This is a genomic window from Streptomyces sp. NBC_01750, assembly GCF_035918095.1.
Taxonomy (GTDB): Bacteria; Actinomycetota; Actinomycetes; order Streptomycetales; family Streptomycetaceae; genus Streptomyces.
Genome location: NZ_CP109137.1, coordinates 1,940,929 through 1,956,327, shown reverse-complemented (window position 1 = coordinate 1,956,327; position 15,399 = coordinate 1,940,929). Strand labels below are relative to the sequence as shown.

At 69.9% G+C, this 15,399-nt stretch carries 16 protein-coding genes; 9 read left to right on the top strand and 7 right to left on the bottom strand.

Going from position 1 to position 15,399, the window contains the following annotated elements; genetic code table 11:
• The first annotated feature begins 67 nt into the window (after positions 1 to 67).
• Both OG966_RS08800 and OG966_RS08795 read left to right on the top strand, forming a co-directional pair.
• Positions 68 to 1,621, top strand: a complete 1,554-nt coding sequence (locus OG966_RS08800; RefSeq protein WP_326648888.1) for a bifunctional aminoglycoside phosphotransferase/ATP-binding protein — start codon at positions 68 to 70, stop codon at positions 1,619 to 1,621.
• 211 nt (positions 1,622 to 1,832) lie between these two features.
• Positions 1,833 to 2,708 carry a universal stress protein gene (locus OG966_RS08795; RefSeq protein WP_326648887.1) on the top strand — a complete coding sequence of 292 codons (876 nt, stop codon included), beginning with the start codon at positions 1,833 to 1,835 and terminating at the stop codon, positions 2,706 to 2,708.
• A gap of 25 nt (positions 2,709 to 2,733) precedes the next feature.
• Here OG966_RS08795 and OG966_RS08790 read toward each other — a convergent pair whose 3' ends face one another.
• Positions 2,734 to 3,057 carry a hypothetical protein gene (locus OG966_RS08790; RefSeq protein ID WP_326648886.1) on the bottom strand — a complete coding sequence of 108 codons (324 nt, stop codon included), beginning with the start codon at positions 3,055 to 3,057 and terminating at the stop codon, positions 2,734 to 2,736.
• A gap of 160 nt (positions 3,058 to 3,217) precedes the next feature.
• Here OG966_RS08790 and OG966_RS08785 point away from each other — a divergent pair, with 160 nt between their 5' ends.
• Both OG966_RS08785 and OG966_RS08780 read left to right on the top strand, forming a co-directional pair.
• Positions 3,218 to 3,727 carry a flavodoxin domain-containing protein gene (locus OG966_RS08785; protein WP_326648885.1) on the top strand — a complete coding sequence of 170 codons (510 nt, stop codon included), beginning with the start codon at positions 3,218 to 3,220 and terminating at the stop codon, positions 3,725 to 3,727.
• A gap of 173 nt (positions 3,728 to 3,900) precedes the next feature.
• Positions 3,901 to 4,371, top strand: a complete 471-nt coding sequence (locus OG966_RS08780) for a universal stress protein (RefSeq protein ID WP_326648884.1) — start codon at positions 3,901 to 3,903, stop codon at positions 4,369 to 4,371.
• 378 nt (positions 4,372 to 4,749) lie between these two features.
• On the opposite strand, the gene OG966_RS08770 is transcribed toward OG966_RS08780, so the two are convergent.
• The gene (locus OG966_RS08770) at positions 4,750 to 5,418 is read right to left on the bottom strand and encodes an ArsR/SmtB family transcription factor (RefSeq protein WP_326648883.1); all 669 of its coding nucleotides are present in this window, start codon (positions 5,416 to 5,418) and stop codon (positions 4,750 to 4,752) included.
• An 85-nt stretch (positions 5,419 to 5,503) separates the two neighbouring features.
• Here OG966_RS08770 and OG966_RS08765 point away from each other — a divergent pair, with 85 nt between their 5' ends.
• Positions 5,504 to 6,868 (top strand): MBL fold metallo-hydrolase, encoded by a 1,365-nt coding sequence (locus tag OG966_RS08765; protein ID WP_326648882.1) that lies wholly within the window; start codon positions 5,504 to 5,506, stop codon positions 6,866 to 6,868.
• A complete protein-coding gene (locus tag OG966_RS08760) occupies positions 6,865 to 8,133 on the top strand; it encodes an MFS transporter (RefSeq protein WP_326648881.1) in 1,269 nt (422 codons plus the stop codon). Before OG966_RS08765 ends, OG966_RS08760 begins: the two co-directional genes overlap by 4 nt.
• Positions 8,134 to 9,625: 1,492 nt before the next feature.
• Here the strand turns inward: OG966_RS08760 and OG966_RS08755 are convergent.
• The 4 genes from OG966_RS08755 to OG966_RS08740 form a co-directional block, all read right to left on the bottom strand.
• Entirely contained in the window at positions 9,626 to 9,790 is a 165-nt protein-coding gene (locus OG966_RS08755; protein WP_326648879.1) for a universal stress protein, read from the bottom strand.
• Positions 9,791 to 10,033: 243 nt separating this feature from the next.
• Complete coding sequence (locus OG966_RS08750) at positions 10,034 to 10,831, bottom strand: ribosome hibernation promotion factor (protein ID WP_326648878.1); 798 nt, start codon at positions 10,829 to 10,831, stop codon at positions 10,034 to 10,036.
• A 473-nt stretch (positions 10,832 to 11,304) separates the two neighbouring features.
• On the bottom strand, positions 11,305 to 11,427 hold the full coding sequence (locus OG966_RS08745) for a hypothetical protein (protein WP_326648877.1): 123 nt from the start codon (positions 11,425 to 11,427) through the stop codon (positions 11,305 to 11,307).
• A 161-nt stretch (positions 11,428 to 11,588) separates the two neighbouring features.
• On the bottom strand, positions 11,589 to 11,783 hold the full coding sequence (locus OG966_RS08740; protein ID WP_326648875.1) for a hypothetical protein: 195 nt from the start codon (positions 11,781 to 11,783) through the stop codon (positions 11,589 to 11,591).
• Positions 11,784 to 12,498: 715 nt separating this feature from the next.
• Between OG966_RS08740 and OG966_RS08735 the strand changes: the two genes are divergently transcribed.
• Positions 12,499 to 13,368, top strand: a complete 870-nt coding sequence (locus OG966_RS08735) for a universal stress protein (protein WP_326648874.1) — start codon at positions 12,499 to 12,501, stop codon at positions 13,366 to 13,368.
• A 157-nt stretch (positions 13,369 to 13,525) separates the two neighbouring features.
• Here the strand turns inward: OG966_RS08735 and OG966_RS08730 are convergent, their stop codons facing one another.
• Positions 13,526 to 14,170 carry a CBS domain-containing protein gene (locus OG966_RS08730; RefSeq protein WP_326648873.1) on the bottom strand — a complete coding sequence of 215 codons (645 nt, stop codon included), beginning with the start codon at positions 14,168 to 14,170 and terminating at the stop codon, positions 13,526 to 13,528.
• Positions 14,171 to 14,739: 569 nt separating this feature from the next.
• On the opposite strand from OG966_RS08730, the gene OG966_RS08725 reads away from it, so the two are divergent.
• Together OG966_RS08725 and OG966_RS08720 are read left to right on the top strand one after the other, a co-directional pair.
• On the top strand, positions 14,740 to 14,973 hold the full coding sequence (locus OG966_RS08725; RefSeq protein ID WP_030606313.1) for a type II toxin-antitoxin system VapB family antitoxin: 234 nt from the start codon (positions 14,740 to 14,742) through the stop codon (positions 14,971 to 14,973).
• The gene (locus OG966_RS08720) at positions 14,970 to 15,377 is read left to right on the top strand and encodes a PIN domain nuclease (RefSeq protein ID WP_326648870.1); all 408 of its coding nucleotides are present in this window, start codon (positions 14,970 to 14,972) and stop codon (positions 15,375 to 15,377) included. The genes OG966_RS08725 and OG966_RS08720 overlap by 4 nt, the downstream gene beginning before the upstream one ends.
• Positions 15,378 to 15,399: the final 22 nt, after the last annotated feature.

Sequence of the window (15,399 nt, the reverse complement as noted above, 5' to 3'; positions counted from 1 at the left end):
GTCCGAATGTGGCACCGCACGCGTGGTCGACCAGATGTTGTTCGCGACCACCGCAGGGAGGATCACGATGTCCACACTCCGAACCGACGCATCCGTGCTCCGGACATGCACCGGCATCGATGCAACGCCGCTCCCGCGAGCAGAGGTCTGCGAAACCCATACGGCGGTCGTTTTCTTCGTCGGCGACCGCGCCTACAAGGTCAAGAAGCCGGTGGACCTGGAATTCCTGGACTACTCCACCGTGGCGGCTCGGCGTGCGGCGTGCGAGCGGGAACTGGCTCTCAACCGTCGCTTCGCCCCCGACGTCTACCTGGGCCTGGGAGAATTTCGCAGCCCGGGCGCGGACACCCCAGAACCCCTCGTCGTGATGCGCCGCATGCCGGCGGAGCGCCGCCTCTCCCGGCTGATAAGCGAGGGCGTCGTCGTCGACGGTGCCCTGCGGACTGTCGCCCGGCAGCTCGCCACCCATCACGCGGATGCGCCCCGCAGCGCGGACGTGGACGAGCAGGGCACCCGAGACGCGCTGTCCTCGCGCTGGGAAGCGAGCTTCGCGCAGGTACACGCGCTGGCCGACGACGCACACGCTTCCGACGAGGTGGAGGAGGTCGAGCGACTGGTGCGCCGCTACCTCGTCGGCCGCAAGCAGCTGTTCGACACACGCATCGCGCAGGGGCGGATCGTCGACGGCCACGGCGACCTGCTCGCAGAGGACATCTTCTGCCTCGACGACGGCCCCCGCCTCCTGGACTGCCTGGAGTTCGACGACCACCTGCGCTACGTCGACGGCCTTGACGACGCCGCCTTCCTTGCCATGGACCTGGAGCAGCTGGGAGCCCCGGAGGCCGCGGGGTTCTTCCTTGCCCAGTACAGCGAGTACTCCGGCGACCCGGCACCGCCGTCCCTGCGGCACCACTATGTCGCCTATCGCGCCTTCGTCCGTGCCAAAGTCTCGCTGATCCAGGCCCGGCAGGGCGCGCCCGGCGCTGAGGCCGCGTCACGGCGACTGGTCCTGACAGCGCTGCGTCACCTGAGGACGTCCGCTGTCGGCCTCACGCTCGTCGGCGGGCTGCCGGGCAGCGGCAAGTCCACACTCTCCGGCGCGCTGGCCGATCGCCTCGGCGTCACGCTCCTCAGCAGTGACCGTCTCCGCAAAGAGCTGGCGGGCATCCCCGCAGAGGTGTCCGCCGCGACCGGCTACGGCGAAGGCCTGTACACACCCGAGTGGACCGCCAAGACCTACACGGCCCTGCTCGACCGCGCATCCGCCCTGTTGTCCTCGGGCGAGTCCGTCGTCCTGGACGCTACCTGGTCCGATGCGGAACAGCGCGAAGCTGCCCTGCGTATGGCCGAACGCGTCAGCGCCGACCTGGTGGCCCTGCACTGCCAGGTGCCGGACGCCGTGTCGGCGGCCCGCCTGCGTACGCGCGCCCCCGGAGCATCCGACGCCGACCTCGACGTGGCCACTGCCATGGCAAGCAAAGAGCCGCCATGGACGGAAGCCGTCACGGTCGACACCAGCGGTCCCTTGGAGGCCGCGGTCGTCCAGGCGCTGGCAGCCGTACGCCCCAACGGCACCGGCCAAGCCCCTGTCTTCCGCCGCCCCTATATGGAAACGGACTGAGCCGAGTCGACGGTTCAGCGGCGGCCCCGCCTCCGACAGCGCCGCTCCGCCCGGCGGACGGTGCCGAGAGATCCGGGTGCGAAGGTTCGCGGCGGGGTTGGGCCGAAGAGCCCGTACCAGGGCCGAACCGCCCCTCCCGAGCGGCCCGCCCCGAGTGCGACGGTGACAACGGGAACGTCTCCCCTCAGCCGAACGGAAGGCGGTGGGCACGATGGAGCTGCCCTTGGTCGTGGGTGTCGACGGATCCGAGTCCAGCCTCCAGGCACTCGACTGGTCGGTGGACGAGGCAGCGCGTTATGGAGTGCCACTGCGGCTGGTGTACGCCTCCAAGTGGGAGCATTACGAGGGCGTCGCTCTTGCCGGGAGCCTCGGACGTCCTCACGAGCAGGTCTTCGCGGAGAACATCGTCGGATCGGCCGCCGAACGAGCCGGCCGACGGAACCCGGATGTGAAGGTTTCGGCAGAGGTACTTACCGACGACCCGGTAACCGTGCTTCTTCGCGAAAGCCGCAAAGCCTCGGCGGTGGTCACGGGATCGCGCGGCCGTGGGGAGTTGAGGGGGCTGCTGCTGGGCTCGGTCGGTCTGGCCGTGGCGGCCCGGGCGCACTGCCCGGTCATCGTGGTGCGCGGCGACAAGGCGGCACTCGGGAGCACGCACGGGCGGATCCTCCTCGGCGTGGCCGACACCGCCGGGGGACGGGCGGCGGTCACGTACGCCCTGCGCGAGGCCGAAGCCCGCGGCTGCAACGTCGATGCGGTCCGTGCCTGGCGCCGCCCGGCGCAAGAGACAACGGACCATCCGCTGCTCGCCGACGATCCTGCCCGCTATTACGAGGAGCAGGCCGCGACGCTGCTGGACGAGGCGCTTGGGGAGTCCGTCCGTGACAACCCGGCCGTGCAAGTGCACCGGACCACGGTCGAAGGCCCGGCCCACAAGGTGTTGGTGCAGCGCTCGGCCGCTGCGGATCTGCTCGTCGTCGGCGCACAGCGGCGCCAGGGCCACTTCGGTCTCGAGCTCGGCCGGGTGGCGCATGCCGTGCTGCACCACGCCGACTGCCCCGTGGCCGTCGTACCGCAGCCGGTGTGATCGCGGCCTTACGTCCGGAGCCCCGTCACACGGTCGGCGCGTCGGTCGCCTCTGTGGGAGCGCTTGCGTTGAATGTGTGCTGATTGCCGGGGAGCGCCGACAGGACCTGGAGGCACCCTTTTCCTGGAACGCTGCTCGCGGAGGCGGACGAGGACTTCACCGTGCCGCGCACGGGCCCCGACGAGAGGGCCGCGCTGCCGCGCTGCTGCACTTCACCATCGGCACCACCGATGTCCCCAAGGGCGCGGTCCATGTCCACGAAGCCGTCGTCGCCCGCACAATCACCGCCGCGTACGTCCTGGATGCGGGCCCGGACGACGTGTACTGCTGCACTTATGTCCGATCGCACGGGCGTACCCATTGATGAGGGTGACTATCCCCACTCACCGGCCCTCGCCGATGCCGTTCCTGTCGCTCGAACGGTCCAGCGCGTCAGCGGTTGACGGTCAGCCGCACCGTCTTGACGATCACCGCCACGCCGCGCACGGGCACAACAGAGAGGCGAAGCCATGAACGTTCTGGTGGGATACGCCACCGCACACGGCTCCACACGGGAGATCGCGGAGCGCATCGGGGCACGACTCGGCGAGGCGGGTCTGAAGGCCGACGTGCGGCCCATGAGCGAGGTCGAGGACGAGGACGCGTACGAGGCTTTCGTGCTCGGCAGCGCGGTCCATGGGCAGGCCTGGCTGGACGCGGCGAAGGACTTTGTGCACCGCAACAGCGATCTGTTCCGGGTCCGCCCCGTGTGGATTTTCAGCGTGGGGATGCCCGGCGCGATGCGCGGCCCGTGGAGGCGCTTGGCTGGCGAGGAGGAAGCGGTCATCATCGACGACCTCCCTGATCACATCCCCTACAGGACCCATCGCCTCCTGTCGGGTGTCATCAAGCCCAGCCAGCTGCCCGTCACCGGGCGAGTGATCTTCCGGCTGATGGGCCTCAGGTACGGCGACTACCGCGACTGGCCGGCCATTGACGCCTGGGCGGATGGGATTGCCAGGGAGCTTTGCACCCCGTGACGGGTTCGCTGGACCGAGCGGGACGGGACGGTGCACGATCCCGCGGTGGGCACGACTGAGCACGCCACCCTGCGGGTCTGCGTGGCGGTGCCGGGGCCGCTCTTCGCGTGGCGGGCTTCGCTGAGGGCGGGCAGCGTGGATTACAGGGGTCCGTGCGAGAAAGGCGACAGGGTATGGAGAGCAATGCATCGGCGGGCCGGGTTGTGGTGGGTGTCGATGGTTCGCCGTCGTCGCAGACGGCTCTGCGGTGGGCGATCAGGTACGCCGGTCTCATCGGGGGCTTCGTGGAGGCAGTGGGTGCGTGGGAGCTTCCGGGGATGCACGGCTGGTCTGCTCCGGCGGTGGACGCCGATCTCGACGAGGAGGTGGCGCGCTCCGGGTTCGTCGAAGAGCTGCGCGGTGTGGTCGGGGACGCGCCGTCTGTGGAGGTGCGGCAAAGTCTGGTGCGTGGCAATCCGGTGGCGGTGCTGCTGGCCGCGGCGGAGGGGGCTGAGGTGCTGGTGGTGGGCAGCCGGGGGCGGGGTGGTTTCGCCCGTGCTCTCCTGGGCTCTGTGAGCCAGCAATGTGCTCTGCACGCCACGTGTCCGGTGGTCATTATCCGGCCGGACAGCAAGGCAGGAGTCGGCCCGACCGAGGCCGCCTGAGCCACGTTGCCTGCGTCCTGCCCGGCAGGGGGACGGCGAACGGCGCCTTCGTCGGCAAGAGGGAGGCGGGACAGTGCAGAGCGCGACACCGGCGATCGAACTCAATGCCCCTGACGAAACGGTACGGGAGGACCGTCGGCGTCGAGCGGCTGGACATCACCGTGAACAGGGGCGAGGTGTTCGGATTCCTCGGCCCCAATGGGGCGGGCAAGACGCGACCATCCGCTGCCTGGCCGGGCTCCTGCGGCCGACGTCCGGGCGGGTCCGTGTGCTGGGCCTGGATCCCATTGCCGACCACCTCCGGCTGACGCCGACACTTGGGTATCTGCCCGGTGAGCTGCGGGTCCAGGTAGACCGGGCTGCCGTCGAGTGCGGGAATCACGCGGCGGCCCCGCTGTCCACGGGCAGCGCGGCCAGACGCCACTCCAGCATCCCGTCGGTCAGCCGGACCGCCTTGCGGTCATGCTCGTGCAGCAGGCGTACGGCGTCGTAGGCGAGGACACAGTAGGCGCCACGGCAGTAGGCGACCACCTCGACATCTGCCGGCAACTCCGCGATGCGCTCAGCGAGTTCGTCGATCGGGATGGACACCGCGCCGGGGATGTGCCCGGCGGCGTACTCCTCGGCCGGCCGGACGTCGAGGACGACGACCCCGCCCGCCTGGGCGCGGGCCAGGAGATCCTCGCGGTCGACCTCCTCGGCTTCGTCCGTTCCGAGGTAGGCGGTGCGGGCGGGCTCGACATCGGTCTGATGCCTCTGGGCGACCTGGCGCAGGAGCGCGTAGAGGGCTGCGACATCGTCGCCGGCCAGCCGGTAGTAGATGCGTACGCCGTCGCGGCGGGTGGCCACGAGTCCCGCCTGCCTGAGGGTCTGAAGATGCGCCGAGGCGGTGGTCAGGTTCAGCCCCGCAGCCTTGGCGAGCGCGTCGACGGGGCGCTCGCCCTGCGCCAGCAGATCGAGCAGTTCCAGGCGCTTTCCATTGCTTAGCGCCTTGCCGGTGCGTGCGAAGGCGTCGTACAGCGCGGCTTTGCGCGCAGGGTCTCCCATAGCATCCTCCATCATTCCATGGAATATTGTAGCTAAGGGCGGGCGCTGAAGCGACCTGCACCTTCCGTGACACCTGGAGGATCCGATGGGCTTCGCCAACGATCACTTGATACCGCTGGTCGATGAGGGGCTGGGCAACAGCGCCTACCTCGTCGACCTCGGCGACGGACGGGCCCTTGCCGTGGACGCGAACCGAGATCTGCGCGCCCTGCGGACAGCTGCCGCGCGGCGCGGGCTCACGGTCGCCTTCGCCGCCGACACCCATCTGCACGCCGACTTCCTGTCCGGTGCGGTGCAGCTGGCCGCCGACGACGGCGCCGCCGTACTCGCCTCCGCCGCCGGGAACCGCGCCTTCGAACACACCGCGCTCGCCGACGGAGACGAGATCGACCTCGGCGGACTGACCCTGCGGGCTCTGGCCACCCCCGGGCACACCGACGAACACCTGTCCTTCCTGCTCCTGGACGGCGCACGCGAGCTCGGAGTCTTCACCGGCGGCTCGCTGATCGTCGGCTCGGCAGCCCGCACGGACTTGCTCGGTGCCGACCGAGCGGAGGAGCTGGCCCGGGCCCAGTACCGCTCGCTCAAGCGCCTGGCCCAGCTGCCGGACGCGACCGCGGTGTGGCCCACGCACGGCGCCGGATCCTTCTGCTCCGCCCCGCCCGGCGCGGAACGCACCACCACCATCGCCGCGCAGAAGCAGGCCAACCTGCTGCTGGCCGCGCCCGACGAGGACGCCTTCGTACGGGAGTTGCTCGGCAGCCTCGGCTCCTACCCGGCCTACTTCGACCGCCTGGGCGAGGTGAACCGGCGCGGGCCCGCGGTGATCGGCTCCGCTCCCACACTCGGCGCACTCACGACGGCCGAGACACGCCAACTGCTGGGCCAGGGCGCACAGCTCGTCGACGTACGCCCGATCGCGGACTTCGCCGTCGGCCACATCCCCGGCGCCATCTCCATCCCGTTGCGCGACCAGTTCGCCACCTGGCTGGGCTGGTTGCTCCCCGACGAGGTCCCGCTCGTCTTCGTCACCGCCCCAGGACAGGACCTCGCCGAACTCACCTGGCAGTCCCTGAAGATCGGATACGAGCGGCTGGCCGGGCACCTCGACGGCGGCATGGCCGCCTGGACCGCCGACGGCGGACCGCAGCAGACCGTCGCGCTGGTCACCGCCGAGCGTATCGCCGGTCGCCCGGTCCTCGACGTACGCCAGCGGGCCGAGCACACCACCGGCCACATCGCCGACGCGGTCCACATCGAACTCGGCGACCTCCCCGCACGTGCCGATGAAGCGCCGGACAGCGCGGTGGTCCACTGCGGGCACGGCGAGCGCGCCATGACCGCCGCCAGCCTGCTGCAGCGCGCCGGGCACCGGGATCTCGCTGTCCTCGACGGCGGACCGGGCGACTGGTCCAAGGCCACCGGCCACCCCCTGGAGAAGACCGCGTGACCACCCACGCCACCGGTGAGACCGGCTCGGGCATACGTCTCGGACTGCGCGCCAACCTGGCCCAGTTCAGCCTGCTCGTCGCCGTCAACGCCCTGGTCGGCGGCATGCTCGGCCAGGAACGCACCGTCCTGCCGCTGTTGGCCGACGACGTCTTCCACCTGTCCGCCTACACCTCCGCGCTGACCTACATCCTCGCCTTCGGCGCCACCAAGGCCGTCACCAACTTCTTCGCCGGCACCTGGTCGGACCGCTTCGGCCGCAAACCAGTACTGATCGCCGGGTGGCTGATCGCCCTGCCGATACCGGCCATGCTCGCCTGGGGGCCGACCTGGGGCTGGATCATCGCCGCCAACATCCTGCTCGGCGTCAACCAGGGACTGACCTGGTCCACCACGGTCATCATGAAGATCGACCTGGTCGGCCCCGAACGACGCGGCCTGGCCATGGGCTTCAACGAGGCCGCCGGCTATGCCGCCGTCGCCGCAACCGCCATGGCCACCGGCGCCATCGCCGAACACGCCGGACTGCGACCCGAGCCGTTCCTGCTCGGTGCCGCCTATCTCGTCCTGGCCCTGGGCCTGTCCACCTTCGCGGTACGCGAGACCCGCGACCACGCCCGCTTCGAAGCCGCCCGCCACGTCAGTCCCACGGGCAGCGAGCACGACGGGGAACTGACCACGAGCCAGATCGCGCGCCTCACCAGCCTTCGCGACAAGGCCCTGTCCGCCGCCAGCCAGGCCGGCATGGTCAACAACCTCAACGACGCCCTCGCCTGGGGCATCTTCCCCCTCCTGTTCGCCGCGCACGGCCTCTCGATCGCCCAGATCGGCATCCTCGCCGCCCTCTACCCCGCCGTCTGGGGCGCCGGGCAGATGCTCACCGGCTGGTGGTCCGACCACATCGGCCGCAAACACCTGATCACCGCGGGGATGCTGCTGCAGGCCGCCGCCATCGCAGTCGTCGCCGCCGGTACCACCTTCGGTGTCTGGGCCACCGCCCAAGTCCTCCTCGGCGTCGGCACCGCCCTGGTCTACCCCACCCTGCTCGCCGTCATCGGCGACGTCGCCCACCCCGCCTGGCGCGCCCGCGCCGTCGGCGTCTACCGCCTGTGGCGCGACGGCGGCTTCGCCGTCGGCGCCCTCCTCGCCGGAGTCCTCGCCGACGCCTTCAGCCTCACCACCGCCATCTGGGCCATCGCCGCCCTCACCGCAGCCTCCGGCCTCCTCGTCGCAGTACGCATGTACGAGACCCACCCACGCAACTGACACCAGGCCGCGCCAACCACCGGTACGGCCGACTGGCCGCATGCTTGCAGCGGCAAGGCTTGTGCACTGACGTAGCGGCATGCCCTGTCGAGTCGCTCCCCGACGTAGATCGACCACCTGCCGGTCGGGTCGCGATGCCACACGTGCGATAAGGACTGAAGGAGCCGCTCCCGAGGCGGACGTAGGCTGCGCGCAGACGTTCTGGCGCGGTAATGGCCACGAGCCTCCGCCCCCCGGATCCGCGGGCGGAGCCTCTGCGCGTTGGAAGGGGCATCAGCTGCGCGGAGGTTCGAGCCCCTTTGCCGAGCCGGCGCGATCGCTCTCGTGCACTTCGAATCTGTCCAACCGGGACGCGGTCAGGACGCGGTCAGGACACAAGGACAGGAACAGACCGACAAAGACGAATCAGCACCGACAACGGCTCGCCCCATCTGACCTGCCAAAACGTTGTGGATCGGCGTAGATTTACAAGGGCCGCCAAGATCCCCAAAGGACTCATAATCCGTCGGCCGTGGGTTCGAGTCCCACCCGCCCCACTCCAGTAGTGCCCTGACCTGCAGAAACGTCCCAGTGTTGGGGCGCGAACTCGGGCTCAAAGGAGAGAATCCGCTGCTCACGGCTTTGGAGCGTAGTGCAGCTCCTGTTCCTCGTGGAGTAGAGGACTCTGGCCTGCGATGATGTGGGCGATCAAGGTCGTTGCTGGCTGGAGGGACTGCCTCTGTCGGGCTCGAATTCAAGATCGAGGGGACGTACAGGGGACGCAGGGCGTCGGTAGTGGATCCGCGACCCCGTCTCGTGTGCCCGTTCTGGGGGTGGATCGGCGGGTGCTGTGTGGTCGTCCGGAGACGCCGGAGAGCAGGTCACCTTCGCGGGCTGCTCGCCTCCGGCATCGGTACCCGAGCGGGAGCAGACGAGAGCGCTGGGCGCCTGAAGCGGTCCGAACGAAAACGGCCCCGCGGAGTCACCCTCAGTAACGCCTTTCGCTGTCGGCCTGCGGATGCGAGCCCATGCTCGGCACCAGGCTGTCCGACTGTCCCTCGCACGCGTGATCTCGATGCGCCTCCCAGCCGTCTGTCCGACACCCTGCAGTGCCCCCTCACCTCGCCGACGGCGAAGCACCGCATTGCTACCCGACAAGCGCACGAGTTGGGGGGACGGCAAGGGCCTTGGGCGCTTGTCCCGACCCGCACGCCGGGCTCCGTCATCCTCACCGTGCCCCAGCGACCCGTGTTCTCCACGGACCCGGCCCACTGCCGTTCCGCCCTTCGGACGGGGCGGCATCGGTGCCGTGCGGTGGCGGATGTGCATGCCGTCTGCGCCGGCAGCGCAGAGCCTCGGTGTGCGGAAAAGTTCGGGTAGCGGCCGAATGTGGAACGCAGGAGGGCCCGGAAGCGCCGTGGTGGTGCTTCCGGGCCGAAACCCTGCCCTCGCGCGGACCGACGGGAGGCGAGTGCGCCGCGGTGCGCTCAGTTGGAGAACGCGGTGGGGAAGGTCAGTTGTGCGGGACGACCGCCACGGGGGCGGTCGCGCGGCGCAGCACCGCTCGTGTGACGGGTCCGATGTGTGTGCCGATCGCCGAGCGGCGTATGCGGCGTCCGACGACCAGCAAGGAGGCGTCCTTCGAGGCATCGACGAGGTGGTCCTGGGCATGGCCCACGAGGCACTGGCTTCACCTCGATGCCGGGGAAGTCGCGGCGCCACGGGAGTTGTGAGGTTGGGGCCCGGCACGACGGCCTGGCGTGGGTATGGGTGCGCCCACCCGCCCTTCCGTGGCCGGGACGGCCGTGTCCGAGGCGGCTGTGAATCGCGCGGTGGGGCAGTCGGCCGCCTCACGCCGAAGGCGGTGGGAGCACGGCTGCGGAGGGCGACGCTGCGGTGTGGCTGCTGTTCCGCGGGGGTTCTACCGGGCGGGAGTGATCAACCCGTAGTTGCCGTCGTACCTGTGGTAAAGCACGCGTCCCCGGCCGGTGGCGGAGTCGGAGAAGAAGACGAACGGAAGTCCGGTGAGACGCATACGCTGGACGGCCTCGTCGACGCTGCACTCGGGCACCGGAGCCGAACTCACACTCAAAAGGGGTCCGGCTTCGTGTGCCGGGCTGCCCGCGCCGACCGAAGCCACGCGATGCCGGCCGGTACGGCCGTCGCGGTAGACGACGCTGTCACGTCCCGACGTCATGTCGGTGAACAACCAGAAGTCGTAGCTCATGGACTCCAGGTCGATGACGGCGTCCTCGGGCGTCTGCCAGCCCACACTGAACGACTTGTGCCGCACGATGCGACGTTCCTCGGTCGGCGGCTGCTGCCGGTCGGGGTAGTGCCCGTGACGGCGGCTCTCCCGCGACGTCCCCTCGGCGGCCGGGCCGCCGCGGTGCTCCGGGCCGATGTGCCGCCGGGTACGGGCCAGTCGTGCGGTCAGCCGGTCTTGCAGGAGGTCGACCGCCTCGAACATCGTGTCCGCGGCAACGTGAGCGCGCACCGGGTGCCCGTTCACGTCCACCACCGCCTGAGCTGTGGCCGGACGGCTCGCCGACGGATTGGCCGCCTGGGTGAGCTGCGCCCGAACGGCCAGGACCGGCGAACTCACGTGCGCGATCGCCGCAAGCACCTTCTCCTGGGCGTACTCGGATGCGCCCTCGGGTACTGGCCCACGGCTGTTCACCAGGACATCGACGATCGGACTGGACTTGAGACGGTTCATGGAAGACTCCTTCTTGGTCGTCCCCAGCCTTGCTTCCGCCCGCCGTCCGAGGTCAGTGCCGTCCGGCCCCAGCCCCGGGCCCACCAGTACCTGGCCACCTGGGTTTCGCGGGCTGTTCGGCCACTCAGGAGGGACCTTCGGTCCACAACGCGGGACGGATGCACGCCCCTTGGTGTGGGTCTCCACCGCTCTCGCGGGCGACGGAACCCCAGGTCGCAAGGTGGCCGGGCGCTCATTGACCATGTGCTGGCCACTGCCTGTGGCCCTGCCGCCCACGCCCCACTGCAGCCGGATTTGCCGTGCGTACGTCGCGGTCGTCGACGGCGTAGGTCAGTCCGTAGATGACTGGCCGCCACGCCGTCGACCCACTCGGTCATCCGAAAGGCGACCGCCTTCATTCTCCGCCGTTTCAACTCGCCGGACGGAGTGATGACACCGTGCGCGACGGACACATCGATCGCCTGGGGGGCGATTCAAAGACTGTCCTCGATCACGTCCTTGACGATCGCCCGGCCGATGGCGTCATCGGGCGCTTCGGAAATCGTGGCGTCCACCCGCACGGTGACGGCGGGAGCGGTCAGCAGCGCGCTTGCCATGCGAGCGTGCGCTTTGGTTTCGGCCTTGGCGGCCGGACGCCACCATCTGCGCAAGAGACGCCGGATCCCGTGGCGCGGCGAGGCGTGGACCCGGGTACGTGGCTCGTGAGGAGCGTTCGGCGATGTCCGCCGTGGGTGGTCCGCACCCACGTCGAGCATGCTCAGGGCGATTTCCCCGTCCCGCTGCCCCGGCGGTCCGCGCTCGTGGCGGCAGCGAGCGCGATGGCCCCGACGGCCATCATGATCAGTCCGACGAGCGGCCGGTCGGCGCTGCGCCATTGCCAGTCCACGGCGAAGGTGAGGATGGCGCCGAAACCGATCGAAGTGATGGCGCCGATGGAAAGCAACCCCGCCATGGCACACCCCCTTTGTCTGTCGTCAACGGGCTCCGTGCCCAGTGCCGCCTTTACTGTTCCGAAGGCCCCGGGGCGCTCCCAGGGGCCTGTTGGCCCCTGTGCGCGCCATACAGCCCTCGCCGGCGGCAAGGGCGCACTGCACTGGCTTTGTCCCCTGCCGCTGTTCCCGGGAACGGATATGAACAGCCGGATCCCGAAGGACTGTTGGCGGCGTGGAGTGGTCCGTTCGCCCCCATGGCCCGCGCCGCCCGCGCAGGGACATTGGCCGCCCGAGGACCCCCCTTCCGACACGGTCATCGCCGTGAACCGGCTGGTGGACAACGCCTCGAAGGCACTCGCCGACTTCGAACCTCTCACCCAGGAGCAGGTAGACCACATCGTCGCCAAGGCGTCGGTCGCCGCCCTGGACCAGCACACGGCCGCTCCGGCCGCCCTCGGGTCCTTCGATCTCACGGAGCCGGGAGCTGTTCGACGAGGGCCGGTCGGCCCGGCATGCGGACCCGTTCGGCCGGGATGCCCGCCTGGCACCGCCGCCCGATCGGGACAGTCCCCGCTGACGACTCGGTCGCGGCGGGAGGGGCTCTTCGTGGGAGCGCAGGTGCCGTCCCGGGCCCACCGGCCCCGGGCAGGGACCTGTGGCCCCTGAGCAGAGCGGCAAGGGTCGACCACTGTGGGAGACGTCGGCCCGTCCCCCTATTCCTCCAGGGAGCCAGCCATGTCCCGCACTGTCACCGTCGGCTTCGACGGATCCCGAGAAAGCCTGGCCGCCGTCGACTGGGCGGCCGAGGAGGCGCTACGGCGCGGGATTCCGCTGAAGCTCCTGCACGTGTGGAGCAAGGACGAAGAACGCCGCGCACGTGTCGATCCGGCGACAGCACGTGGATGGGGGCAGCGGACCCTGCGAATCACGGAGCGGCGTCTGCGGCGCCGCCACTGCGGACTGAGCGTGGTGACCGCGTGGGTCCCGGGTGACTCGGCCGACGCTCTGTGCGCCGCCGGAGACGAATCAGACCTGCTTGTGCTGGGCTCGCGCGGTCTGAGTGGACTGGTCGGCTTCCTCGCCGGGTCCGTATCCCTGGCGGTGCTCGCCCGGATGCGGCGTCCGGCCATCCTCGTACGTGCTCACAACGCCCCGGCGCCCGGGAACTCTCGGCCGGCCGGTGATGTCCTCCTGGGACTGGACGTGTACCCGCCGAGCGACGAGACGATCGAGTTCGCCTTCACCGCAGCCGAACGATACGGCTGCCGCCTGCACGTGCTGCACAGCTGGCAAATGCCTGCTGTGCACGGGCCCGACATGGCGGGCCTCCTGCCGACGTTGTTGGCCGACATCGGGCAGGAGCGGCAGCAGGCGCTTGACGACGCGCTCGCGCCCTGGACGGAGAAGTACCCCGCCGTACCCGTCTTCCGTCGGAGCAGCCAGGGACGGGCGGCGCAAGATCTGGCCGAGGCATCCCGCGACGCCCGGCTGGTCGTGGTGGGACGCCGGAACCGCCGCTCGCGGATCGACACCCACATCGGCGCTGTCACTCACGGGGTTCTGCACCACTCCGTGGCCCCCGTCGCGGTCGTACCGCACGACTGATACCAACGGCCGTCGGTGCGGCCGGAAAGCTGTGTCGCGGGGAGCTGGCACCCACGGATGAGACGGGCAACCTGCAAGGAAGCGCGCCCATGCGAGGCCACCAGTCTCCCGAGGGCCGGGCAGGCCCCGAGGGGCGGGAGTTTGACGACAGGGCTAGCTAGCCCTGTCGGGTGGCGGCGAGGTGGGCGTCCACGGCGACGACGCCGTCGACGCCCTGGCAGAGGCCCACGACCACTGGGACGAGACGCGGTTCCGGAACGTGGCCCCGCAGGGTGACGACCCCGTCGTGGACCTCGACCGCGACGGTGCCTTCGTCCAGGCCGAGGATGCGTCCCAGGACGTCCTGCTCGACCTCGCTGCGGATCTCGACGTCGGAGCGGATGAAGGCGTCGAGCAGGTCGCTGCGGCTGACGATGCCGGTGAGGAGCCCGTCGTCGCCGACCACCGGCAGTTGCTTGACGTGGCGACTGCGGAGTTCCCGCGCGGCCCGGGGGATCGTCCAGTCGGCGCGGGCGGTGAAGACGGGGCTGCTCATGAGCGCGCCCGCGGTCCGGGCCCGGGCCTTGCCCCAGGCGCGCTCGTCGTTCCCGTGCCGCCCCTGCGGATCGGGCATGCCGGTCTCGTGCCGCAGCATGTCGGACGCGGACACGACGCCGATGGGGGCGCCAACCTCGTCGACGACCGGGGCCGCGACGATGTCGTTCGCGTCCAGCAGGGCGGCGACCTCCTGGATCGGTGTGTTGGGGCGAAGGGTGACGACCTCCTCGGTCATCACGTCGCCGACCGTGCGGCGGTGCAGCATGGCATCGGCCCTCCTCCGCATTGCGACGAGGCAGCCGCGGTCGGACTGCCCGGGCGGACGACGCGGCGCGCCGGCCTCCGCGGCCCTGCCGTGCTCGTCCACGCCGTCTTCCCTACCCATGACAGCACTGCGCCGCTCCGGCGACCAGTGACGTTCGGCCTGGCGGGGAGGGCCGGCGGTCCCACGGCCAAAGGGTGCGGCCGAGGGCGAATGCTGGCGACGCTGGGCGCCTTGCCGTTGCGCTTGTCGAGGGGATGATCAGGTCGCCCCCTGACTGCTCACTCAGCGTCATTGAGCTGCGGGCTTCAGCCGCGAATGGGCGACACCTCAGCATGCGACCTCAACAGTTCCAAGGCTGACCTTCAGGTCAGGCCGGAATAAGGGACCGTTGCAGGGCAGGGCTTTCCCCCCGCAGGACTGCGTCGGTTGATACCCACTGGGCAACGGCGCGTACAGGGAACTGCCCTGACCTCACCCCACCACCTCCGGCAGGCGGTCCTAAGCGGTGGCGCGCTCCAATGTTGGTGATGTACTTTGATGGCATACATCATGGATGCTGGAGGTGCTCGATGTCCGTCACACAGATTGATCTCGATGACGAGGCACTCGCCGAGGCCATGCGGCTGATGGGTGTCACGACGAAGAAGGAGACGGTCAACGCGGCCCTGCGGGACTACGTGGCACGGATCAAGCGGCTCGATGCCGCCGAGAAGCTGGCCGCGCGCGGTGCGCGTGGCGAGTTCGAGCAGGCCGCGGCGGCGCATGACGCAGGCAAGCGTGCCCGACGCGAGGCCTTCGAGTGATCACATACCTGCTTGACACCTCCGCCCTGTGGCACCTGTTCCGCACCCCCGGAGCATTGCCGCCCTGGGAGGGGCACATCGCCGCCGGGGTGTTCCACCTCTGCGAGCCGGCACGCGCCGAATTTCTCTACTCGGCAACCAGCCCGCCCCACCGGGACGAGCTCGCGGAGGAGTTGGACGCACTCTGCCATCTCTCTCCCGTTCCGAAGAATGCCTGGCGTTGGGTCGACACCGCCCAGTACAAACTGACCCAGCGGGGTCAGCATCGCGCGGCAGGAGCGATCGACCTGTTGGTGTGTGCGACCGCGGTCCACCACGGGCATACCGTCCTCCATGTGGACAACGACTTCGCGATGGTGGCCGGAGTACTCAAGGAAGTTCAGCAGCGAGACGTACGAGCCTGATCTCCTGGGCCGGTCCACGCTG

Coding starts and splice junctions, on each gene's coding strand:
- OG966_RS08800 (WP_326648888.1), top strand. CDS start 68: ATGTCCACACTCCGAACCGACGCATCCGTGCTCCGGACATGCACCGGC.
- OG966_RS08795 (WP_326648887.1), top strand. CDS start 1,833: ATGGAGCTGCCCTTGGTCGTGGGTGTCGACGGATCCGAGTCCAGCCTC.
- OG966_RS08785 (WP_326648885.1), top strand. CDS start 3,218: ATGAACGTTCTGGTGGGATACGCCACCGCACACGGCTCCACACGGGAG.
- OG966_RS08780 (WP_326648884.1), top strand. CDS start 3,901: ATGGAGAGCAATGCATCGGCGGGCCGGGTTGTGGTGGGTGTCGATGGT.
- OG966_RS08770 (WP_326648883.1), bottom strand. CDS start 5,418: ATGGGAGACCCTGCGCGCAAAGCCGCGCTGTACGACGCCTTCGCACGC.
- OG966_RS08765 (WP_326648882.1), top strand. CDS start 5,504: ATGGGCTTCGCCAACGATCACTTGATACCGCTGGTCGATGAGGGGCTG.
- OG966_RS08750 (WP_326648878.1), bottom strand. CDS start 10,831: ATGAACCGTCTCAAGTCCAGTCCGATCGTCGATGTCCTGGTGAACAGC.
- OG966_RS08745 (WP_326648877.1), bottom strand. CDS start 11,427: ATGGCAAGCGCGCTGCTGACCGCTCCCGCCGTCACCGTGCGGGTGGAC.
- OG966_RS08740 (WP_326648875.1), bottom strand. CDS start 11,783: ATGGCGGGGTTGCTTTCCATCGGCGCCATCACTTCGATCGGTTTCGGC.
- OG966_RS08735 (WP_326648874.1), top strand. CDS start 12,499: ATGTCCCGCACTGTCACCGTCGGCTTCGACGGATCCCGAGAAAGCCTG.
- OG966_RS08730 (WP_326648873.1), bottom strand. CDS start 14,170: ATGCTGCACCGCCGCACGGTCGGCGACGTGATGACCGAGGAGGTCGTC.
- OG966_RS08725 (WP_030606313.1), top strand. CDS start 14,740: ATGTCCGTCACACAGATTGATCTCGATGACGAGGCACTCGCCGAGGCC.